Raw genomic sequence first — 22,607 nt, forward strand, 5'->3', positions numbered from 1 at the left:
GTTCTTACAATACTGCTTGCAATATTGACTGTCAGATTATATGGATTTGATGCATCAGGAATGATATCACTCGGCAATGCCAATCAGAGTGTTTTAGCTAATTCTAAAGCTCTTGACTTCTGGAATATTTTTGAAATTTCAATTGCTATGCCAATTTCATGGCTGCCAGTTATTTCAGACTACACAAAGGATGTTGAAAAACCAGTTAATGCCACTGCAGTTTCTGCTGCTGCATATACCATAGCTAGTCTTTGGATGTATTTTATTGGAATAGAAATTGCGGGCATGGGTTTGAATAATGTTGCACAGGCAATTCTTCTTGCAAATCTTGGAATTCCAGGAGTTATAATTATGGTTCTTTCAACTGTTACAACTAACTTTCTTGCGGCCAATTCCGCAGGGGAATCCGCCAAAGCTATTTTCCATAAGCTCAACCCAAAAATCGTAGGAGCAATCGTAAGTTTTATAAGTGCGATTATAGCAATTTTAGGCATTATGGGTCATTATATTAGTTTTCTTTATCTTATTGCTTCAGTATTCGCTCCAATGGCGGCGGTCTTATCGGTTTCATTCTATTTTGATAGGGATAATGAAGGAATTTCAAAATGGAATATGTTTGCATGGCTTGTTGGTTTTATCACATACCAATTGGCAATATATCAGGATTCTGTATTTCTAGGTCCCACACTTCTTGCTATCATCGTATCAGCATTATTGACATATGTTGGGAAATTTGTAAAAAAAGAAGTAAATATATTTTAACGGAGAGGTTTTTTCAGTCAAGTTATTATCATTGACATTTAACAATGATTAGGATATATGAATCTGTTAGGTATTGTTGTGATTTGCATATTAGATGTTAACTGCATGGTTAATTGAATATTAAAAAAATAAATTACGAAGCATAATATTAAAATTAAAAATAGCTATTAAAATGATATTATTGATTTGGAGGGAGTTATATGAATACTCATGCGATAGTTGTTCACTCACTTCTCTACACTACTTTTTTTAACAATTATGCTAATTAAATATTTTCTATTGCCATTCAAATATTATGAATGGTTATTATGAGAATTACAGTGTCATTATGATAATCTAAAAATATTTTTTACCTTCTAAAAAAATACACTCTAAAGTAAATATTGTCTTCACATTGAAAAAAACTACTTTGCAAAGTAGATTTTATATTTTTTTTAAAAAAAGATACTTTCAATAGTAAAAAATTTATATTAATTAAATCATATAATATAACAAGTGATGCCAATGATTAAAAGAGAACAATATCTTGAAGAAATACGTCCATTAATTGGGAAAAAAATAATTAAAGTTTTAACAGGTATTAGACGTTGTGGCAAATCTACATTACTAAAACAAATTAAAGATGAACTGATTGAAATGGGAATTTCAGAGGAGAATATTCTAGAAATCAATTTTGATTCCATGCACTATCAGGATATTTCTGATAAAGATGATTTAACTGAATATGTTTCCAATTTCATAAAAAATCCCGATGAAAAATATTATTTATTTTTTGATGAAATTCAAAACGTTGAAGGGTGGGAAAGAAGTTTATCAGGATTCATCGTCGATTTTGATGTAGACATATATGTTACTGGGTCTAATGCTAAACTGTTATCCGGAGAGCTTGCAACATTCCTCACAGGACGTTACATGGCATTTGACATTTATCCGTTCTCATTTAAAGAGGTAATAGAAATCAATGAACAAAAAGGAAACACAATTGAATTAAATAAACTTTTTGATGATTATCTGAAATGGGGAGGAATGCCATTTATACATGATGTAATTGAAAATCAGGATAACCAGAAAAAAAGATACTTGCATGATGTCTACAATTCAATAGTCTATGAGGATGTGCTCAAACGGGCAAATGTAAGCAGAATTGATTTAATGGATAAATTAATAAGATTTGTGATAATGAATGTCGGACATCATTTCTCAGCTAAAAGTGTCTCAGATTATCTTAAAACACGAGCCAAAAGGCATTCCAAACGTGAAACCATATATAATTACTTAACCTATTTTGAAAATGCATGTTTTATCAACAGAGTGCGCAGAGAAAATATCATGGGCAAAGGCATATTAAAAACTAACGAAAAATTCTATTTAACAGATCATGGATTTAGACAAGCAATCTATGGCCATAACAAAAGAGATGCACAATTAATCCTTGAAAATATAGTGTATATGGAACTTATCAGAAGAGGATATGAAGTAACCATAGGTAATGTGGGCAAAAAAGAAATAGATTTTGTAGCTAAAAAAAATGGATTAAAAAGATATTTCCAGGTTTCCTACGAGGTTAATCAGGAAAGTACTCGTGATAGGGAATTTGGTCCATTACTAAAAATTAATGATAATTATCCTAAATATTTAATTACAAAAGATGATAATGAATACGATTACGAAGGAATTGAGAAAAAACACATAATTAACTTCTTGACTGGAGATTGGTGGGATTAAACTATAAATTATTAAAATTTAATATTGGAAATATAACATCGTTTAACATAAGGAGAGGGTTAAGTTATTGAGAAATGTAACTGTAATAACTAGTTATATATAACTTAAAAAGTAAAATAATATTAATTAAAACAATTTGAGGTTATTTTATGAATACTCATGCGATAGTTGTATCACTTACCTCTCTACACTACTTTTTTTTAACACTTATGCTAATTAAATATTTTCAGTTCTGTTTTTGATATATGTACTAAATTTTTTAGTACATGTTATATCTACTATATTTTATAATACATACTAAAGTTTATATTATATTAAAAATATACTATATTTTATAATACATTTTTTGGAGGGTGGTAAGTAATGACAGATTTGCCTTGGGGAAATAACCAAAATTTAACTGATGAAGAATTTTACAATAGGGAAAGTGAACTAATAAACATCAAAAATATCTTGCATTCAACTAGTCAGGGCCATGCTCCAGATTTATTGTTAACTGGTATAAGAGGGGTTGGCAAAACTGTTTTTCTTAAAAAACTAAAACGGGAACTGGATGATGAATATCTGGTAGTATACATGGATTTTTCAAAATCCAAATGTTATCAAAAAAATCAAATGAACATAATAGGATTGATGGAACATTTCTTCAGAGAATTAATTCTTGAATCAAAAAATAAAGGATTAAACACATTAGACAAGCAAATAGAAAAATATTTCAAAGCTAATGATTTTAAAATCAGAGACTTCATCCAACTTGATAAAATACCTATACCAATTTTTTCAAAAGAAACAAATGAAGAAAAACTTATAGATTTCACATTGAATTTACCTGAAAAAATATATAATGAAAACCAAGACAAAATCAAAGGTGTTTTAATATTCATTGATGAATTTCAAATTATCAAAGAACTCAACAATTACAAAGAATCATTTTTATGGAAAATGAGAAGCTACATTCAAAACCAAAGAAACATAGCATACATATTTTCAGGATCAATGAGCCTACAAGACAAATTAATATCTGAAATTGCAAGTCAAAATGGAGCATTTGGCGGAAGAATGATTTCAATAAACATAAATCCCTTTGAAAAAGAAACTGTTAGAAATTATCTTGCTGAAAAAACACCATATATTCTATTCACTGATGATGGCTTTGATAGATTTTACAGATGTACTTCTGGAGTTCCATCATATGTCAATATATTTGCATCACTGCTACCAGTCAATGAGCAACTGGATGATGATGCAATAAAATTGTATTTTGATAAGAAAATCCGAGCCATATGTTCTCATTTAATAAATATATGGACAAGATTATCTTTTAGAGAACAAACAATAATCATAATTCTACTTGAAAAACCACTAAGGAGAATAGATATAGCAAATGAATTTGGAATATCAACAGGGTCACTAAGCAATTATTTAAACAATCTTCAAAATCAAGGATTAATACGTCTAAATAATGGAGTATACGAAGTAACTGAGCCTATCCTTAAAAGATGGTTGGAATTAGAATTTAAGGAAAAAGGAATTTATCCCTACAGAAATGTGTAAACTTACTTTAAATGAAGTCCATATCTTGAAAATAAGAATCCAATTCGAAGCCCTACAGTTAATGTAAAAACCAACTGTTAAATGAAAAGAAAAAATAGCTATTAATTAGATATAACTTGAAATTTAAAATATTAACTAACTATAGTTTTGGAGGGACTTGTATGAAAACTAATGATATTTTTGTACTGCTTTTCTCTTTTCACTGCTATTTATATGATGATTTTAAAAATAATCCTATAGTCCCGTAGGGTAGTGGCAATCCTTGAGCCCTGGACCCAAAGACAGCGGTTCGACTCCGTTCGGACTACTAATTATCCAATTATTTATCTTTTCAGTTGTTTTTTTTCTATATGTTTAATTTTTTAGTACCTGCTACCATAGAGGAAGTAATAAAGACAATTTCCAATTGGAATTGTCATGGCATGAGGTGCATGGTATCTGCTCGAAAATAACATTTCGCTCACAAGAGGATGTTAAATATCGAGAATTCCCAATTTCTTAAAAGTTGGCGGAAGTTAATTGAACTATTATATATAAAATTTGCTGATTAACTCAAATCAATTAAAATGAGCATTTCTAAAAGCCAAACTTTATTTAAAAGTAAATTCTAATATATAAATAATTATTTAATAAATGATGGGAACCCTAATATTTGAATCCTATATAAATCATGATTATATTAAAGAAATAGGATTCTACATCTCAAAGACATTAATGAATTTTGATAAATTTAAAAAATAGGGATTTGAATGAATTATGATTATGATGTTGTTATCGTTGGTGCAGGACCTGTTGGTTCAACGATAGCATTTTACCTTGCACAAAACGATTTAAATGTAGTGATGGTTGAAAAGAAAACACATATAGGATATCCGTTACAATGTGCAGGAATTTTAAGCAAACATATTTTTGAATATAATGAACTGCCTGATGAAATAATAATAAACACAATTAATGGAGCATTTCTCCATTCCAAAAACCATATTTTAAATGTCGGGACAGATGAAAGTGTAGCTTATGTAATTGATAGGGTGGGTTATGACCAATTTTTATCAAATCGTGCAATTCAAAATGGCGTTAGACTAATCAATAAAAAAGTTATTGATGTTGATATTGAAAAGGGGATAACTTATTTTTCAGATGAACAATCCATAACCTCAAAAGTCATTATTGGATGTGATGGGTCCAATTCCACTGTATCTAAAACTATTGGAAATATGCAGCAGAATTTCAATGCATCCCAAATTCTTGTTTCAATAAATGATGAAGATATGGACAATTTTAGAAAATCAAATAGAAAATCAGTTGATTATGTCGATGTGTGTTTTTATGAAGATATCGTACCCGGTTTTCTATGGATTATTCCTCTTCAAAACAATACTTGTAGAGTTGGATTGTTTTCCAATGATTCCCACAGACAGCAAAACACAATTATAACAGACTTCTTGAATGAAAATTTTGAATATGAAATAATTGAAAAATATAAAGGGTTCATTCCTATTTCCAATAACAAAAATCAATTGGTTAAAAAAAGAGCAATACTAATAGGGGATGCTGCATCACAAATTAAACCCACCACAGGTGGAGGATTATTGATAGCATTCGATTGCTGTAAAATAGCTAGCAAATACATTACTGATGCAATAAAAAAGGATAATATGGAATTGTTGAAAGGATATCAAAAAGAATTTAATAAAAAATATTCAAAGGAATTTAGCTATCAATTTAAAGTACATAAAACTTTAAATTTATTTAATGATAACGATTTAGATTATATTTTTGAAAAAGCGAAAGAAAGTGATTGTGAAAATATTATTTCCGAGTATGGGGACATGGACAATCAGTCAAAAGTTGTAAAAGAATTTATAAAAAGAGGTTTAATATTTAAAATTACTCCAAAATTTCTTTTCAAAAAAATAATGAATATATTTGGATTTTAAGTGAAATTAATGGAGTTATTATGTATTCGATTTCAAGACATTCCTGAATTACAGTTATCAGAATAAAAAATGATAATGGTGAAAGAATAACAGTTAATGAGTTTCCAAAGAAGTTCATAGAGATTTAAAATGGTGGGATCATGCTTTTTAAAAAGATGTTGAGGGACATTTCCGATTACAAATTTCAATTCATTTCAATCTTTTTATTGGCATTTTTGGGAGTATTTCTATTTTCAGGGATTAATGCGGAAGAAATGGGTCTTGAATCAAGCATTGATAATTATTATGATGAAACCAATATTGCGGACGGTTGGATTTATTCACCATATCTCAATGAACTTTTTCTAGAACAGGTATATATGCTTGGGCCAACCACCCAAATGGAAAGACAGCTGGTTTTGGATTCGCTGGCAGAACTTGATGACAATCCGGACATCACGCTGCATTTTGTTGAAAACAATACAATGTCCAAATTTTATTTGATTGAAGGGGAAAATCTAAACATTAACGATTCGGATGGCGTCTGGTTGGATAAGGATTTTGCTGATGCGAGAAATCTGGCAGTGGGAGATAATATCACATTCAACTGTGAGGGCATTCAAATCGAAAAGGAAATTAGGGGATTGGGTTACTCTCCGGAATATGTTTTCAATTTGCCTAGTCATTTGATAAAACAGAATTTTTCCACACATGGCTTTGCCTATATGTCTCATAAGGCTTTTCCATCAGATTCTGTACCTTACAATGTTTTGAATGTTAAATTTGAGGGGAATCCTGAAACTTATGATAAGCTGCTGGAATATCGTCTGGATGGATATTACAATTTATTCCTGCAGAAATCCGAACATCCAAGTGTAAGTGAATTTGACAATGAAATCAGCCAGCATAAAATGGCTGCAGATATTTTCCCATTTGTGTTCATTCTGGTTTCTCTGCTGATTCTTTTATCAACAATCAAAAGGATGATTTCACATCAGAGAACCCAAATAGGTATCCTGAAGGCCAACGGATTTGGAAACGGCGCCCTTATTATACATTATCTTTCTTATGGTGTATTAACAGTTTCTGTAGCATCAATACTTGCTTTGATTTTAGGACCTATCATATTGCCTAAAATATCATATGTTGCAGTGTATGATACGTATAGATTGCCTTATCTCAATCCTGCAGGTTTCATGAACTTCATCCACATAGTTGTTATAAGCATATTGATGTCAATTTTAGTTTCATATTTTGCAATTAAAAATATAATTCATGAGCCTCCTTCAAGCATGATACGGCCTGATGTGCCAAAAGCATCAACTTCAACTTTCGTTGAAAGATTCAGAATCTGGAATAGTGTTCCATTCAACATCCGTTGGAATTATAGGGATTCAAAAAGACATAAGTTCAGAGCATTGATGACATTTTTGGGGGTGGTTGGATGTACTGCACTCCTGATTTCGGCATTTGGATTGAATGATGGAATAAAAGATTCACAGGATTGGTACTTCAATGAAATCAATCATTTTGAATCAAAATTGGTTATCGACAAGGATGTAGGATTGTCTCAAATTGATAATGTTGCACGAAAGGTCAATGGTGACAAGCTGATGGAATCATACATTGACATGGAATCTGCCAATGCAAAAACTTCGGGAACGCTTCTTGTTTTAAATGAAACGGATTTGATTACTCCAACGGATGACAATCATGAAAAAATAAAAATCAATGATGGAGATATTTCTGTTTCAAAGAAAATTGCTGATTCGCTGGATATACGTGTTGGGGATACTCTCAAGTGGCACATCAAGGGTTCGGACAATTGGGTTAATGTAAAGATTGACAAAATACATGCTGATCCTTCTTCTCAGGGATTAATCATTTCGGCCAGTAAATTGGATGAATTGGGATTGAATTTCACGCCAACAAGTATCATAACCTCCGAACATGTGGATGGAGAATATGATGGAATCAAAGCAGTATACAGTCTTGAAGATATGAAGGACAACTGGAATGAACTTTATCAAAGCGTATTGATTTTGGTTTCCATATTGATGTTTTTCGCCATTGTTTTGGCAGTTGTCGTTACATATAATTTGCTTGCATTGACATTTCTCGAAATGGAATATGACATCACAATTCTTAAGATTTTGGGCTTTAGCAATTGGGCAGTGACAAAACTGTTGGCAATCCAGAGCCTATTTTTTATAAGTCTAGGCATCTTGCTTGGCATTCCTTTAGGTTATTATATTCAAACAATAATGTGGGCGTCATCAAGCAAAAGATTTTATCAAGTAGCTACATTATCATCTGCAAACTTGATTTCAACCTGCATAATTATTTTTGCAGTCTCAATAATCGTAATCTTTATATTTTTCTACAAAATCAAGAAATTGGATATAGTTGAAGAATCTAAAATTCTTGAGTGACTGAATGGTGTAAATTTAGTTTTAACAGATGCAGTATCTGGATTAATTTCACAGAATCAATAGATGATGTGATATCACTAATTTAATGTAATTACTTCCTTTTAAATGCAGCCTTCAGGCGCAATCCACTTAAGTGCAATATGCTAGTTGTATATGCAATGAAAAAGGCAAAAAGAAGACGCTTGGATTCGCCGAACATCCGTTCATCAAAAATAATTGGAGTTTCCACTACTTTAATCTTTTTTTTTCTAGCGGATTTTTTAATTTTCAATTTCAAAAGCACTTCTACCACAATATCAAAATGCTTGTTGGTCAGCTCCGGTTCCACTTCTTTTAGCCTGCAAGTATGATACAGACGAAAATCAGTAGTTAAATCTTTTGCAGGAATTCCCAGCACAATGCCATATACCTTATTGAGAAAACGAGAAATAATCTGTGAAATGAGGGAGTCATTACTCACTCCACCTTCCGTATAACGGGAACCGATTGCCACATCTGCATGCTCACTCATAAAGATATGATAAATGCCGGGAATATATTTCGGATTGTGTGATCCGTCACTGTCCATAATAAAAAATTTCTGATACTGTGCAAAACGGATGCCTGTATGAAATGCATCGCCAAAGCCTGTGGCTTCTTGATTCACATAGCGTGCACAGTTTTCTTCGCAAACATCTCTGGTGTTGTCCAACGGTTCCATGGAATCCACAACAATAATCTCGTAGGGTTCCCCGCATTCCTCCAGTTTTTCTTTAATCTGCGGCAGAAGCACACGTAAGTTTTCTTCTTCCTCGTAGGAAAGCAATACCATGCTGATTCCGTTTTTCAAAACCTCAGACATATTAATCATATTCCTTTATCTAACATAATAATCTTCAATGCAGACTGTATCCTCTAAATAAGGTGTTGAAACTTCGTGCAACAATGTATTTTCGGTTGCAACAATTGAATGCACAACACCAGGTTGAATGCGGATGCTATCATTTTTTGAGAAATATTCCTTTTTGTCTTCAAATTCAATATAACCTGACCCAGATAGGATGTACATTGTTTCATCCTTTTCAATATGGTAATGAAGAGATGTTCTAAATCCTTCCTTGATGTATAACTCTTTTGTCGAATACATTTCAGTTAGGATTAAAATTTTTTCATATCCCCAAGGTTTATCTGTTTTATTTTCATATTCCTTTTTTACAGCTTCTAATTCTTTATAAGTATCTACTGCAATCCAATAGATTCCATTTTCTTTAAAATAGCCCAAATTATTTTCTTTTGCAATAGTTGGGAAATAAATTTTTTCTATGTCTCCAGTCTTAAACTCACCAAAATCTATTTTAGATTTTGTGAAATAAATTCCTCCATTAATGTAATAATCTTCAAGAATAGGTTTTTCCTTAAAGGAAACTAAACGGTCACCATTCATTTCAACAATACCATATGGAGATTGCATTTGTGTGACAAACATGATTGCCGGCAGTGATGATTTAACCCCATATTCAATCATTGCTTTTATATTAACATCAGAAACAATATCTCCATTGCGTATAATGCATTGTTTATCTCCGTTAATTGCTTCCATTCCTAAGCGAATTGCATTTAATGTGCCCAATGGTTCATCTTCAATTACATAATGGATTTTTACTCCGTTGTATTCATCACCATATCTTTCTTTAATTTTCTCATGTAAAAATCCTGTAAGAAGATATACTTCATCAACACCGGCATTTTTAAAATCGAATAACTGTTTGTCTAGAATTGTATAATCATCCTTAATTTCAATTAAGGGTTTTGGTACTGTTTCTGTAACTGGCCTTAAACGTTTTCCCAATCCTCCGCATAAAATCATTCCAACAGTTTCCATAATATCTCCTTTTGGTTATATCTTATTAATTAAATATTAATCATATGATATTTTAATTTTTCTTCTAAATCATGATTATATGAAAACTCATGTGATAGTTGTCATACTTATGGTCTCTCTACACTACTTTTTTTAGAATTAATTTAATCTATTCATTCATTTTAAGGTTTCAATCACGCTTTTTACAAACTCCTTTTTCTTTTCATTGTGGATTCCATGTCCACAGTCAAAATATTCCACAGTTATATCATTGATTAGGTCTGTTACCTGCTGAAGGTCTTCATCGGTCAGGGCACCCATAATGATGCTGTCATCTCCAATTTCGGTATTTGCCTTCATGAATAGGGTTTTGCAGCTTATTTGTGAAAGAAGTCTGTTGTAGTCGATGTTGCAGTTGAATGCGTCGTTGTAGAAATTCTCTCCAAAGTAAGGGTCATACTCCTCCATTCCATTGAATGCCTCTAGGAATTTTTTTGGCCAGAATCTTATTTTCAGAGGTTTGTCGGGATGTTTTTTTCTGTATTTCAGTGCGGATTTTCCGGATTTGCTTCTGATTTTTTCCCTTGAATTTTCGGGAAAGAAGTTCCACATGTACTGGTTCATGAAGTAATAGTACACAAAATCTTTCTCTTCATCCTGATTGATGAAGTTGTGGCAGACCGTTGAAAGGTCGTTGTAGTTGTAGTACTTGAACCTTTTTTCCCCTGCACATGAAAAGATCGGAGGGTCTTCCAGTATAAGATTATCGCAGAGATCTGATTTTGAAGCGATATAGCAGGCAATGAGGCCTCCTGAGGAATGGCCCAATATGGATATCTTTTCATCAGTTTTGCATTTTATAAATTCAATCAAATCATCGCCCTGGCTTACTATATTGTATTTTTCCCTGTTGTGGGAGCTTTTTCCGTGGCCATAGCAATCAATCAGAATCAGATGGAATCTTTTTGACAGTTCCTTGATTACATCGGAATAGCTGCTTGAGTTTGCACTTTGGGCATGAATTATCAAAAGTATGGGGTTGCTGCTGTCAGCTTCATAATAGTTGATTATGCTGTTGTCAGATGTCTTGTATTGGCAATTTTCAAGTTTCATTCTCATACACCTGTTCAAGGTCAATCTTTTTGGATTTCTCTCTACGGTTATTCTTTTTAAAATATTTTATAATTAAATGTTTTCAATGATTACTTTTTTTAACCTGAAATCTATTCCATGTAAGAAATTTACTTCATTAAGGCGGAATAAATGTTAATGCTAATATATGAGTAATCAGAAACTTATAATCATGACTATGAATGATAAAATATCTGATTATATCACGTTTCCAAGAACATTTGAGAACTACAGATGGTACAAACCGATACTTGTTTTTATATTGAGTTTAATAATTTTGTCCATACTCATGGTAGCTATAGTAGCGGTTTTTTACATAACAGTGGGGCCTGAATTTGTTAAATCCGTTTTCAGTGGAGGATATGAAGCATTAACATCTCCAATGGCGATATTGTTTACTGATTTGCTTATTATTATATTTATCCCGTCATTATATATTGCATCAAAAATTGTTAATGACAGGCCGTTTTCTTCCTATTCCTCTTCACGCGGAGGATGGAATTTCAAGCTCTTTTTCAAGGCATTGGTAATTCCGGTAATATTGTATATAATATTTATGGCAATAGACACCGCTATTAGAGGACCTGAAGGCACATATAGTTTCTCATTAGCATTTCTTCTTGTAATCCTGATTTCTGTACCTCTCCAATCCATTGCAGAGGAGTATGTATTCCGTGGATTTTTTATGCAAACATTGGGCTCATGGTTTAGAATACCTGTTTTAGTGCTGGTTCTTCAAGCCATAATATTTGCACTGGGCCATGGATATAACTCCATAGGAATTTTTGAAACATTTGTTTCAGGTATTGGTTTTGGATTTTTTGCATGGAAGACAAATGGTATAGAAGTAAGTTCCGCTCTTCATGTTGCGAATAATTTTGCTGTTGGCTTGTTCGTCATGCTTGGGCTGCAGGCATCAAATTCCACTCCGCAATTATGGGATGTTGCAACATCAATTGTCTTTTTAATAATTCTATACGTTATAATGTATTACGTTGGAAAGAAAACTGACTGGTTTGGCGAAATCCCGGAAAACGCTCAAAATGAAGGATTATTCAATTTATGAATAATCTTTTTTTATTTATTGAATTCTTGAAATGTTAAAAAAATTTCAATAATAATAAATATCTATTAAACAATATTTAATAATATGACAGCATTAGATAGGTTTAAATTTGAAGATGGGGATTTTGATTTCCCGTTTTACAATAAGAATCCTCACATCCCCAAATGGGGTTGGGTTGTTTTATTTATTGTATGGTTTATGGGATTTTTCCTGGCAGTATCTGATAAGCTTCATTTTGCATTAATGGGCTGTATAGTGTTAATTGTTCCGGTATTGTATTTTTTAAAATGGGATTATAAAGCGATATTCAGAAAGCCTTCCCGCAGGGATCTGCTTCTTGTAGTGGCTCTTTTTGCAGGATATATGATATATTCATTGGCTATTGGAATGGTCTTGGAGCAAATTGGGATAGTAAGCAGCGGAACCGTAGACCCAACATCTGTAGGGGCCATGATACCGGTTATAACAGTATTTAATGTATTGGGTGAAGAGTTCATTAAATTCATTCCATTCATGTTCCTCTTGAGAGTGATTTACAAATACTCAAATAACCGTAAATTATCCGTAATCATTTCCGTCGCTTTAATAATGATAATGTTTGCATCAATGCACGCATTTAACCCTATTATGTTCATATTTGCACTCTTTATACAGGGCTTTGGATCAATATTTGAGTTTTACGGATACATTAAAACTAAAAACGTCCTGGTTTCATTCCTTTGTCATTTGTTAACGGACGAGTTTATTTTCATGTTGATGTTGCTTGGAATTGGCGGTTAAAACATTATTTTTCTGAATATGGCGATTAGTAATCATAAAAACTATTAATATAACCTTTGAAAATCAGATTTCCAGTCCAAGAGAATCAAGTTAATGTCAATGTTCTCATTAAATTAAAAGAAAAAAGTAGCTATTAATTATATATAATTTAAAAACGAAATAATTAATTAACTAATAAAATTATTGGAGAGGACAAGATATGAAAGGGCATGTGATAGTTGTCATACTTATGGTCTCTCTACACTACTTTTTTTTGAACTTATAATAATTAAAGATTTTCATTCGTATAAAACGAAACTTATTCTCGAAACTTTGATTTGCTGATGTGTTTTTGACATTAACACTAATGATATAGAAGATCAAATATAATTCAACTTTGCTATATCATGAGCCTTTTCAAACTAATCTTCGAATTTCAAATGGGTGATGTTAATAATCTTAAAAAGAAAAAGTTAGTTGTGATGAAGTTCACAACTTTGTCTTGTTATTGGGTGTTTGTGAGCATGCATATGTTTAATTCCATTATCTGTAATGATTTCGTCAATGATTTTAACACCTTCGTGGGAGTGAGTATGTTCGCCGTCATTGTGGAAGTGATAATGTGAATGTTCAGTATGTGCAGTATCGATTTTTTTAATTGAATCATCGAAATGCCTGTCATAGAGCAGTGCAGCATTTAGAACCACTAAACATGATCCTGCATTGTGAACAATTGCTCCAGTTACTGGATTTAAAAGACCCAATACAGAGCAGACGATAGCTGCTGCATTGATTGCCATTGACATTGCAATATTCGCTTTGATTGTAAACAATGTGGAATTAGACAGTTTTTTAAGATATGGTATCTTACCTATGTCATCTCCTAGAAGTGCAATGTCTGCAGCTTCGATTGCAACATCACTTCCAACTGATCCCATGGCCACGCTGACATCAGCTGTTTTAAGTGCCGGTGCATCATTCACACCATCTCCAATCATACATACCTTTTTGCCTTCACTTTTGAGTTTTTCAATCCATGAAAGTTTTTCTTCAGGAAGTAAATTGCCAAATACTTTACCGATTCCTACCTGGCCAGCAAAGTAATTAGCAGTTTCTGAGTTATCTCCAGTAAGCAATATGGTTTCGGTTCCAAGGTCATGCAATTTTTCAATCATGTCTTTGGAATCTTCACGAATCACATCAGACAAACCGATTAATCCGATAACCTCACCGTTCAATGCAACTATTATTGAAGCTTTTCCTTCATGTTTCATTTTATCCAATTGATAATCAACATCAACATCAATATTATATTCTGATAGAAATTTGGAGTTTCCTGCATATACCTTACCATAAGAATTTGTACATGTAACGCCCTTTCCGGGATACATTTTAAAGTCCTGTGGTTCTTCAATATCAATCTGAGCTTCTTTTGCATTTTTAACAATCGCTTTGGCTAAAGGATGTTCACTTAGTTTCTCACAAGAGGCAACAATTTTAAGCAGTTCCTCACTAGGCAAATCATCCCTAAGGGAGATAACATCAGAAACTTCTAAATTACCGTAAGTTAAAGTACCGGTCTTATCGAATACCAGAGTATTTAAACCACCCAATGTTTCCAGTGCTTCACCGGATTTGATGAGCACCCCATATTTTGTGGCCTGACCGATAGATGCCATGATTGCAGTTGGTGTTGCCAGAATCAATGCGCATGGACAGAATACAACAAGAACAGTAACTCCTCTTTCGAGGTTTCCTGTTACGATCCATGCTGCAATTGCAATTGCAAGTGCAACAGGAACCAGCCATGTCGCCCATTTATCAGCTATCCTTTGTGTTGGGGCCTGCTTTTCATCAGCGGCTTTTACAAGATCGATCAGTTTTTGAAGTGATGAATTTTCACCTAAACTTGTTGCCTTAATGTCTATGGTGCCATAGAGATTCATGGTGCCGCAGAATACTTCATCGCCGACTTTCTTATCGACTGGAAGTGATTCTCCAGTCATGATTGACTGGTCAAGTGATGAAGTGCCTTTTATGATTTCACCATCTACCGGTACGCTTTCACCTGGAAGAATTCTTAATGTATCGCCGAGTCTTATTTCATCTACTGGAATTACTTCTTCAGTTCCATCGGTTATTCTTCTTCCGGTTTGTGGAGTTAAATTAATTAAATTTCTTAAGCCTTTTTTCGCTCTTTCGACTGTCCAGTCTTCTAAGAGTGCTCCTAATGCCATAATCCATGCAACTTCACCTGCTGCGAATATTTCACCAATCATGAGTGATGCCACCATTGCTATTGCAATCAAAAGCGCAGATGAAATCCATTTTTCACGAATCAGTCTTGTCATTGCCAGAAGCAGCATTGGGATGCCACTTATAATTACTGTCCCCCATGCTGGGTTTATATAAATTGGAACATCAATTCCGAATATCATGAAAATAACTGTTATCAATAGGAATATACCAGAAATAATAGTCATTTTTAATCCGAATAGGAAATCGGTTATTTCATCAATCATATAAAACATCTCAAAGTATTACTTTTTTTGAATTCATTTAAATACTAAGTATTACTCAAAAATTTTTTCAAGAGTATCCCAAAATTTTGTAATGTCTTAAAAATTAAATTCAGTAACTACCAAACAGCCAAAAAGTATTACTTTTTTTGAGTTCATTTATATACTCAGTATTACTAATTATAATTTTGGAGTTGGAAGTATATAAAAGTATTACTTTTTTTGAGTTCATTTATATACTATGTATTACTAATTGAATATCAACATTAATTCCAAAAATAAATCTCTTCCGATATTGGAATCCAATATTGAAAAAATCATTGTTGTTAATGTAGACATTCGGGTCATGGTTCAACATACCTGTTCTGGCTTTGATTATCCAGGCAATAGCCTTCACACTAGTCCATGGATACAATTCCAGCGGACAGATTGTAATATTATTGAGCGGTCTTGATATGGATTTTTGGCATGGAAATCAAATGGTTTGGAAGTGTCATCTGCAATGCACTCTGTAAATAACCTTTTTGCAGTCATGCTGGAGGGTCTAATGATTGCAGAACCATCAACAGGCACTATATCAATTGAATCCCTCATAATAGATATCATTACCCTTATTGCAATTGCAGCAGTGATATATTATGTCGGTAAAAAGTATGATTGGTTTAGCTGAATCTTATCGCTTTGCCAATGGTGAAGCGTTGTTTTTTTTGTTTAAGTTATAGAAATTAAAAATCATTAAATCTCTTAAGTTTATTGGTTCATTGAAAGATTATTTCTTTTCTTATTGATCATATAAATTGATAAATTAAACTAGAAAAATAACAGATTCATTAAAATTATATAAGTTTAATTTAATTCATCAAACCGAAGTTTTTAAAAATAAAAAAATGGGCCCGACGGGGATTGAACCCGCGACAACAAGGTTAAGAGCCAAGCGCTCTACCAGACTGAGCTACGGGCCCCATTGAAAAAATTTTATAAAAATACAATATTAATTATTATATCATCTATCATATTTAAATGTATAACTTGAAATTTAAAATATTAATTAACTAATAAAATTATTTGGAGAGGAAGAATATGAAAACTCATGTGATAGTTGTATAACTTTTGTTCTCTCTACACTACTTTTTGAAATTTAAAATAATTAAATATTTCATTCACTTGTTAATTGTGCGTTGGAATTAAAAAGAGTATTATGTTTCCAAAGAGTTTTTGGATTATAGTATATATTTGGATTTCTAATATTTTTCATAATCTTTTGTGGAAGTAATTATATATTATTAAAAGATAAATATACATAACAAGTTTAGCTGGGATATTTTTAGAGTTTCTTTAATTTAAATCAAATATTTGTTTCAAATATGTTCAATGAATTATAGTTTACTCATGTTTATTATTATAGAACTTTAAATGATTTCATGTTTATAAAAGTTATAATCTGTGGTTTTATTATGATTTACACTCTCGATGAAATAAAGGAAAAAACTATACCTATTGCAGAAAAATATGGTGTTTCTAGAATGAGTCTGTTTGGATCTTATGCACGGGGTGAAGCAACTGATGAATCAGATGTTGATTTATTAATAAACAAAGGTGAAATCAAAGGTTTAATAGATTTCGTTGATTTTATTCATGATTTGGAACAATCTTTAAAATGTAATGTTGATGTTGTAACAACAAGTTCACATAACAAAAAATTTTTAGAAAAAATATGCAAAGATGAGGTTTTAATTTATGGGAAATAGGGATTTAGGATATCTTGATAACATTATTGATTATTGTGATAAAGTTGAAAAAATTCTTAATGAATTTGATTCCAATTATGATGAATTCATTGTAAATGATATCTTTCAATTATCTTGCAGTATGTGCATTATCCAGATTGGGGAAAATGTTGATAGGTTATCTGATGATTTTAAAGAAAATTATAATCATATTCCTTGGCGTAGTATTAAGGATATGCGTAATATCATGACTCATAAATATGAATCCGCAGAATTTGATGTTATGTGGTATGCATTGACAGTTGAAGTTCCTGAATTAAAAGAAGAGCTAGTTAAGTTGAAAAATATCAATTTGTAACAATCCATTTACTTTTTTTAACAGTTTTTTTTGATTTTGTATTATGTTTCCAACAATGACCTGTGTTATTGCATTGCTTAAGTATTGTAGATGTGGGTATTAATTAAATAGCTATTAATTATATATAACTTAAAAATTAAATCATTAATTAATTAAAATTATTTTGGAGAGAGGTTAATATGAAAACTCATGCGATAGTTGTATACCTTTTCTCTCTACACTACTTTTTTAAGACTTATGATAATTAAATATTTTCAATTGCCCTATCACTTATTGTTTACATAACTGAAGATATTTTTATAAATTTTTAGCTACATAATATTACTTACTGTGGTGATTTTATGGTCAGTTTAAATTTTGATGATAATCGTTTGAAAAGTACTCCCTTTTTTTATTTCATTAACTACATTAATGTTCTTCACGACAATTTCTTAAAAGAGAATTTCAAGGATATCACTCCCAGGGATTTCACTTATCTCTCCAATATTTTCTATCACGAAAACATTTCCCAAAAGGAATTGGCAAATCTGCTTTATGTTTCAGAAGCTAATGTTGCTCAAATCATTAAAAGATTGGAAAAAAGTGGTCATGTTAAACGAGAATTTTTAAAAGATGATCATGGTAAAAAATCTCTTAACTTAACTGATAAGGGTGAATCCATTTTCAATTTACTGTTGAACATGATTTATGAAGGGGAAACAGAAATTTTTAAAGATTATTGTGATGAAGACAAAATAAAATTTAAAGAAATGTTATATGTCTTTTGTGAAGGTGCAGCTGAATATTGATAAAAGTTAAATATTCATGAACCAAAAAAATAATATTATACTTAAGATACTTAAGTATATTATTGCTTAAAAGGTGAAAATCATGGCTGATAAGGAAAAGACTATAGAAGTATTGCAAGCTATTGTAACAGGTTTATCCGCAAATTCATTCGGACACAGAATTCAAGCTAAAATATTTGCAGGATTAGGATTTCCATCCCTTGGAGATAAATACATTGCACATGCAACCGAAGAAATGGATTTTGTAGAACAGTTTATGGACAGAATCCTTGATTTGGGCGGGGAAATCAAACAGGAAGCACAAGAAGCAAAACCTATATACACAGACATTGTTGAGTTCATAGAATATGACTACAATGTATCCGTTGAAGGAATTGCATTTTTAAATGAAGTAATGGATTCCGGAATCTTTGATGCAACCACCTATGATCTTATGAAAGTATATCTCAAAGATGAAGAGGAAGACATGTACTGGAGCGAACAGCAACTTGACTTGTGCAAAATGATTGGAAAACAAAACTACCTGACTCAATTGTTAATAAATGGTCCTGCTGCTGAATAAACTTTTTTTTAGGGTGGGAGAATGGAAATTAAATCAGTTAAAACATTTAAAAATGGATTCATGAATCAGGCCTTTGCTTTTGGCGGTGAAGAGGGAATGGAAAATTTCGATGCATCCATTAAATATCGGGCAAGCATTCAAAATTACCTAATTGACACAGGAGATGAAATAATTCTGGTGGATACGGGTATTCCTGATGGGTTAGCTATTCCAGAACCTGACGATTCAACTCCAATCTATAATGGTGAGCTAATAAGCAGTTATGTGGAAGCTTTGCAAAATTTGGGTTATGATGTGAAAGATGTATCAAAAATTCTTCTAACACACAAGCATCCAGATCACTCAGGAGAATTGTCAAAATTTCCAAATGCTAAAATATACATGTCAAAAACAGAAGCAGAAGAGTTAAAACTTGATGGGGACAATATCATAACAGTTAATTATGAAACCAGTTATAAGAATTTCCCGAAAGCTGAAAAAATTGTTGATGGAGTATATTTTATTCAGGCGATAGGCCACACTACCGGAAACAGTATAGTTATTGTGGAAGATGATGATTTATTCTACATGATTCATGGGGATATAACATATACTGATGAAGCATTATATGCAAACAAATTATCCATTGTTTTTGAAGACATCGAAAAAGCAAGGGAAACATTAGATAATGTACGGGAATTTATCAAAAACAATCCGACAGTGTATCTGTCAACACATACTCCATTAGGACCCGAAAACCTTGAAAACAAATATATTATGGATTTAGATAACCAACCTGAAAGTATTTATCCAAAATAAATGCTTTCTTGATTTCTTTTTTTGATTAAAATGAAAATATTGTATTATACGTCAACTGGAAATAATCTGTTCATTGCAAAACAATTGGGAGGAGAACTGTTAAGCATTCCACAATTGGTGAAAGATAATATATATGAAATTAAGGATGATTCTGTAGGGATTGTTTTCCCTGTGTTTTTTGCAACATCTCCTAAAACATTAAGGGAATTTGTTAAAAAAGTCAATATCTGTGCAGATTACATATTCCTCATATGTTCCTATGGAAGTGATGGTGATTACCATGCATTGAAAATCATGAAAAAAACTTTTAATAAGAGAGGAATTAACATAAACTACACCAATTCTGTCCTTATGGTTGATAATTTCTTACCGGTATTTGACATGGCTCATGAAATGGAAATCAAAAACGATTCAGATATAGAAAAGCAAATAGAAATAATTAAAAATGATATTATATCAAAAAAAGACTTCATCTATTCGAAAAAGCATTTTACAAATGTTCCATTCATTGAGAAGATATTGGAATCCACAATGACTTCAAAATACCATATAATTGCTGATGATGGCTGTAGCAGTTGCAGGATATGCACTAAAGTCTGTCCAAGGGGAAATATTGAAGTAATCGATGGTAAACCTCACTTTGGAGAAGCCTGTGATTTTTGCTTAAGCTGTGTGCACCATTGTAAAACTCATACGCTAAGCATAAATGATGAAGCAAATCCTAATGAGAGATATATAAATCCTAATGTCAAACTTTCTGAGATTATAAAAAGCAATAATCTTTATCAATGAATAAACATATTTATGTTAATCAATAATTTTTTTAATGGATGATTGCTTTCAAAGTTGTCATGTATTGATTAAAACATTGCTGGTGAAAATAGCTATTTATATATAACTTAAAAATGAAATTATTAATTAATTATAATTTGGAGAGGAGTTTTTATGAACACTCATGTGATAGTTGTATAACTTTTGTCTCTCTATATTACTTTTTTTTAGATTTCATGATAATTAATATTTCATTACTTGTTTATTGTGGTTGGAATTAAAAAAGATTATGTTTTCATTATATAATACTTATTTTTTCAGTATTAACCATTTAGATATGATTTAATTAAATCAGTGTGAGCATCATTTCACGTTATGTAATTTTCTCTTTTAGGCTACCCAGATAAATGCATGAAATAAATATTCAAGAAATAATAAGATTTTTCATGAGTTTGTCGGATATGTTTAAATGTTTAAAAAAATAAATACTTGTATAAGCAAGTATTTGGGTTGTGTAATTATTAACAAAAAAACGGTAACATTCATTATTTTTGTTGTAACTGCCATGATTACAGTCACTTCACAGTCTATGGTGAATACAAGTTTGGAATATATCATGAGAGATTTTTCAGTTAATGCAAGCCATGCACAATTGGTCTACACCACATTTCTCTTGGTTATGGGTGTTATAATGCCATCAAGTGCATACATCATCAACAGGTTCAAACTGAAACGAATTCTTGCAGTATCGTTAACCTCTTTCATAATTGGTTCGGTAATTGTATATTTTTCAACAAGTTTCTGGACATTGATACTTGGAAGAATTCTTGAAGCGGCATGCACAGGCATTTTGCTTCCCACAACACAAACCCTTGTATTTAAGCTAATGCCAAAGGAAAAATGGAATTTTGTAATGGGAATTTATGGCATCATCATTGGAGTCATGCCCGCTTTCGGCCCAACCATTGGTGGATACATTTCCGAAACAACTACCTGGAGAAACATTTTCCTGATTCTAATTATCTGTGCAGTAATCATGCTGATTTTGGAGCATATCCTTATTTCCCATGAACTTGAAACCAAGGATTATTCCCTGGATTTCATCTCATTGATTCTATCGGTTTTCGCATCCTTCGGAATAATGTTTGGATTTACAAACATCACACATAACAACATTTTCTCCATATATGTGATTCTGCCTATAATAATTGGAATAATATCTCTGATACTCTTTGTCAGAAGACAAAATGAGATTGAAAACTCTCTTTTGAATCTTAATGTTCTTAAAAACATATCTTTTGACAGTGGGGTCGTATACATTTGTCTTTTGTACTTTTCAATGTGTTCAATAAATATCCTAATGCCATTATACAATCAGAATATTGCCTATTATTCAGCAACGATTTCAGGCATAATTCTGCTTCCTGCAACATTGGTGTATCTGGTATTCAATTTCATAGGAAATATGATAATGGGCAGTATTGGAATTAAAAAACTGCTTATAATCTCAAGTATAATATCCACCGTAGGATTCTTGTCAATGACCACATATACCCTAAATTCAAGCATTGAATATTTGATTGTCACTCAGTCATTCAGATCTGTCGGTGCAGGATTGGGATTGATGCCTGCAACAACCTGGGCAATGAGCATTGTTTATGAAAATGTTGAGGATGCATCTGCAATCATAAATTCATCAAGACAAATCGTAGCAGCAATCGGATCATCCATATCTGCAGTAATATTAACCTTATTTATCAATGGAGACATAACACATAATATACAGTCACTGAATGGTTTTTCAAACACATCCGTAGTTTTGGCAGCCATTATGATAATTTCATTAGCAATTGTGATCTTTAAAATCAACGATAAAAATCAGAGTGAGGCATGAAT

The 22,607-nt window shown here is 31.8% G+C and carries 18 protein-coding genes, 1 tRNA gene and 1 pseudogene; 15 read left to right on the forward strand and 5 right to left on the reverse strand.

All coding sequences use genetic code 11. From position 1 onward, the window contains the following. The 5 genes and pseudogenes from Q0W04_RS08185 to Q0W04_RS08205 all read left to right on the forward strand — a co-directional run. Positions 1–762, forward strand: a pseudogene (locus Q0W04_RS08185) (cytosine permease); the annotation flags it as partial. Between the two features lie 504 nt (positions 763–1,266). After that, positions 1,267–2,487: an ATP-binding protein gene (locus Q0W04_RS08190; protein ID WP_298501895.1), complete on the forward strand. Its 1,221-nt coding sequence runs from the start codon at positions 1,267–1,269 to the stop codon at positions 2,485–2,487. Between the two features lie 363 nt (positions 2,488–2,850). Beyond that, the gene (locus tag Q0W04_RS08195; protein ID WP_298501898.1) at positions 2,851–4,041 is read left to right on the forward strand and encodes an ATP-binding protein; all 1,191 of its coding nucleotides are present in this window, start codon (positions 2,851–2,853) and stop codon (positions 4,039–4,041) included. A gap of 749 nt (positions 4,042–4,790) precedes the next feature. Then, on the forward strand, positions 4,791–5,981 hold the full coding sequence (locus Q0W04_RS08200) for an NAD(P)/FAD-dependent oxidoreductase (RefSeq protein ID WP_298501901.1): 1,191 nt from the start codon (positions 4,791–4,793) through the stop codon (positions 5,979–5,981). Between the two features lie 140 nt (positions 5,982–6,121). Then, positions 6,122–8,392: an ABC transporter permease gene (locus tag Q0W04_RS08205; protein WP_298501903.1), complete on the forward strand. Its 2,271-nt coding sequence runs from the start codon at positions 6,122–6,124 to the stop codon at positions 8,390–8,392. A 91-nt stretch (positions 8,393–8,483) separates the two neighbouring features. Here the strand turns inward: Q0W04_RS08205 and Q0W04_RS08210 are convergent, their stop codons facing one another. The 3 genes from Q0W04_RS08210 to Q0W04_RS08220 form a co-directional block, all read right to left on the reverse strand. Continuing rightward, on the reverse strand, positions 8,484–9,233 hold the full coding sequence (locus tag Q0W04_RS08210) for a glycosyltransferase (RefSeq protein ID WP_298501906.1): 750 nt from the start codon (positions 9,231–9,233) through the stop codon (positions 8,484–8,486). Between the two features lie 15 nt (positions 9,234–9,248). Then, positions 9,249–10,256, reverse strand: coding sequence for a sugar phosphate nucleotidyltransferase (locus Q0W04_RS08215; RefSeq protein ID WP_298501958.1), 1,008 nt, complete (start codon positions 10,254–10,256; stop codon positions 9,249–9,251). A gap of 153 nt (positions 10,257–10,409) precedes the next feature. Then, a complete protein-coding gene (locus tag Q0W04_RS08220) occupies positions 10,410–11,345 on the reverse strand; it encodes an alpha/beta hydrolase (protein ID WP_116591776.1) in 936 nt (311 codons plus the stop codon). Positions 11,346–11,541: 196 nt separating this feature from the next. Between Q0W04_RS08220 and Q0W04_RS08225 the strand changes: the two genes are divergently transcribed. Both Q0W04_RS08225 and Q0W04_RS08230 read left to right on the forward strand, forming a co-directional pair. Further along, positions 11,542–12,429, forward strand: a complete 888-nt coding sequence (locus Q0W04_RS08225) for a CPBP family intramembrane glutamic endopeptidase (protein WP_298501912.1) — start codon at positions 11,542–11,544, stop codon at positions 12,427–12,429. Between the two features lie 84 nt (positions 12,430–12,513). Beyond that, positions 12,514–13,209, forward strand: a complete 696-nt coding sequence (locus Q0W04_RS08230; RefSeq protein ID WP_298501914.1) for a type II CAAX prenyl endopeptidase Rce1 family protein — start codon at positions 12,514–12,516, stop codon at positions 13,207–13,209. Positions 13,210–13,661: 452 nt separating this feature from the next. Here the strand turns inward: Q0W04_RS08230 and Q0W04_RS08235 are convergent, their stop codons facing one another. Beyond that, positions 13,662–15,710 (reverse strand): cation-translocating P-type ATPase, encoded by a 2,049-nt coding sequence (locus Q0W04_RS08235; protein WP_298501917.1) that lies wholly within the window; start codon positions 15,708–15,710, stop codon positions 13,662–13,664. Positions 15,711–16,170: 460 nt separating this feature from the next. Here Q0W04_RS08235 and Q0W04_RS08240 point away from each other — a divergent pair, with 460 nt between their 5' ends. Beyond that, a complete protein-coding gene (locus Q0W04_RS08240) occupies positions 16,171–16,377 on the forward strand; it encodes a hypothetical protein (protein ID WP_298501919.1) in 207 nt (68 codons plus the stop codon). Positions 16,378–16,595: 218 nt separating this feature from the next. On the opposite strand, the gene Q0W04_RS08245 is transcribed toward Q0W04_RS08240, so the two are convergent. Then, a tRNA-Lys gene (locus tag Q0W04_RS08245) sits at positions 16,596–16,669 on the reverse strand. A gap of 459 nt (positions 16,670–17,128) precedes the next feature. Here Q0W04_RS08245 and Q0W04_RS08250 point away from each other — a divergent pair. The 7 genes from Q0W04_RS08250 (at position 17,129) to Q0W04_RS08280 (ending at position 22,605) form a co-directional block, all read left to right on the forward strand. Further along, positions 17,129–17,455, forward strand: coding sequence for a nucleotidyltransferase family protein (locus Q0W04_RS08250; RefSeq protein ID WP_298501922.1), 327 nt, complete (start codon positions 17,129–17,131; stop codon positions 17,453–17,455). Beyond that, entirely contained in the window at positions 17,445–17,792 is a 348-nt protein-coding gene (locus Q0W04_RS08255; RefSeq protein ID WP_298501925.1) for a DUF86 domain-containing protein, read from the forward strand. The genes Q0W04_RS08250 and Q0W04_RS08255 overlap by 11 nt, the downstream gene beginning before the upstream one ends. Before the next feature lie 341 nt (positions 17,793–18,133). Beyond that, a complete protein-coding gene (locus Q0W04_RS08260) occupies positions 18,134–18,580 on the forward strand; it encodes a MarR family transcriptional regulator (protein WP_298501928.1) in 447 nt (148 codons plus the stop codon). 82 nt (positions 18,581–18,662) lie between these two features. Further along, positions 18,663–19,142, forward strand: a complete 480-nt coding sequence (locus tag Q0W04_RS08265) for a bacterioferritin (RefSeq protein ID WP_292784506.1) — start codon at positions 18,663–18,665, stop codon at positions 19,140–19,142. A gap of 21 nt (positions 19,143–19,163) precedes the next feature. Beyond that, a complete protein-coding gene (locus tag Q0W04_RS08270) occupies positions 19,164–19,940 on the forward strand; it encodes an MBL fold metallo-hydrolase (protein WP_292798265.1) in 777 nt (258 codons plus the stop codon). Positions 19,941–19,970: 30 nt separating this feature from the next. Next, a complete protein-coding gene (locus Q0W04_RS08275; protein WP_298501933.1) occupies positions 19,971–20,732 on the forward strand; it encodes an EFR1 family ferrodoxin in 762 nt (253 codons plus the stop codon). Positions 20,733–21,180: 448 nt separating this feature from the next. Continuing rightward, positions 21,181–22,605 (forward strand): MFS transporter, encoded by a 1,425-nt coding sequence (locus Q0W04_RS08280; RefSeq protein ID WP_298501936.1) that lies wholly within the window; start codon positions 21,181–21,183, stop codon positions 22,603–22,605. The last annotated feature ends 2 nt before the right edge of the window (positions 22,606–22,607 follow it).

Origin of the sequence: uncultured Methanobrevibacter sp. (genome assembly GCF_947170395.1) — an archaeon.
Lineage (GTDB): Archaea > Methanobacteriota > Methanobacteria > Methanobacteriales > Methanobacteriaceae > Methanocatella.

Bases quoted from the DNA above. Each gene is read 5' to 3' on its own strand.
- Q0W04_RS08190 (WP_298501895.1), top strand. From the start codon at position 1,267: ATGATTAAAAGAGAACAATATCTTGAAGAAATACGTCCATTAATTGGG.
- Q0W04_RS08195 (WP_298501898.1), top strand. From the start codon at position 2,851: ATGACAGATTTGCCTTGGGGAAATAACCAAAATTTAACTGATGAAGAA.
- Q0W04_RS08200 (WP_298501901.1), top strand. From the start codon at position 4,791: ATGAATTATGATTATGATGTTGTTATCGTTGGTGCAGGACCTGTTGGT.
- Q0W04_RS08205 (WP_298501903.1), top strand. From the start codon at position 6,122: ATGCTTTTTAAAAAGATGTTGAGGGACATTTCCGATTACAAATTTCAA.
- Q0W04_RS08210 (WP_298501906.1), bottom strand. From the start codon at position 9,233: ATGTCTGAGGTTTTGAAAAACGGAATCAGCATGGTATTGCTTTCCTAC.
- Q0W04_RS08220 (WP_116591776.1), bottom strand. From the start codon at position 11,345: ATGAAACTTGAAAATTGCCAATACAAGACATCTGACAACAGCATAATC.
- Q0W04_RS08225 (WP_298501912.1), top strand. From the start codon at position 11,542: ATGAATGATAAAATATCTGATTATATCACGTTTCCAAGAACATTTGAG.
- Q0W04_RS08230 (WP_298501914.1), top strand. From the start codon at position 12,514: ATGACAGCATTAGATAGGTTTAAATTTGAAGATGGGGATTTTGATTTC.
- Q0W04_RS08235 (WP_298501917.1), bottom strand. From the start codon at position 15,710: ATGATTGATGAAATAACCGATTTCCTATTCGGATTAAAAATGACTATT.
- Q0W04_RS08250 (WP_298501922.1), top strand. From the start codon at position 17,129: ATGTTTATAAAAGTTATAATCTGTGGTTTTATTATGATTTACACTCTC.
- Q0W04_RS08255 (WP_298501925.1), top strand. From the start codon at position 17,445: ATGGGAAATAGGGATTTAGGATATCTTGATAACATTATTGATTATTGT.
- Q0W04_RS08260 (WP_298501928.1), top strand. From the start codon at position 18,134: ATGGTCAGTTTAAATTTTGATGATAATCGTTTGAAAAGTACTCCCTTT.
- Q0W04_RS08265 (WP_292784506.1), top strand. From the start codon at position 18,663: ATGGCTGATAAGGAAAAGACTATAGAAGTATTGCAAGCTATTGTAACA.
- Q0W04_RS08270 (WP_292798265.1), top strand. From the start codon at position 19,164: ATGGAAATTAAATCAGTTAAAACATTTAAAAATGGATTCATGAATCAG.
- Q0W04_RS08275 (WP_298501933.1), top strand. From the start codon at position 19,971: ATGAAAATATTGTATTATACGTCAACTGGAAATAATCTGTTCATTGCA.
- Q0W04_RS08280 (WP_298501936.1), top strand. From the start codon at position 21,181: ATGTTTAAAAAAATAAATACTTGTATAAGCAAGTATTTGGGTTGTGTA.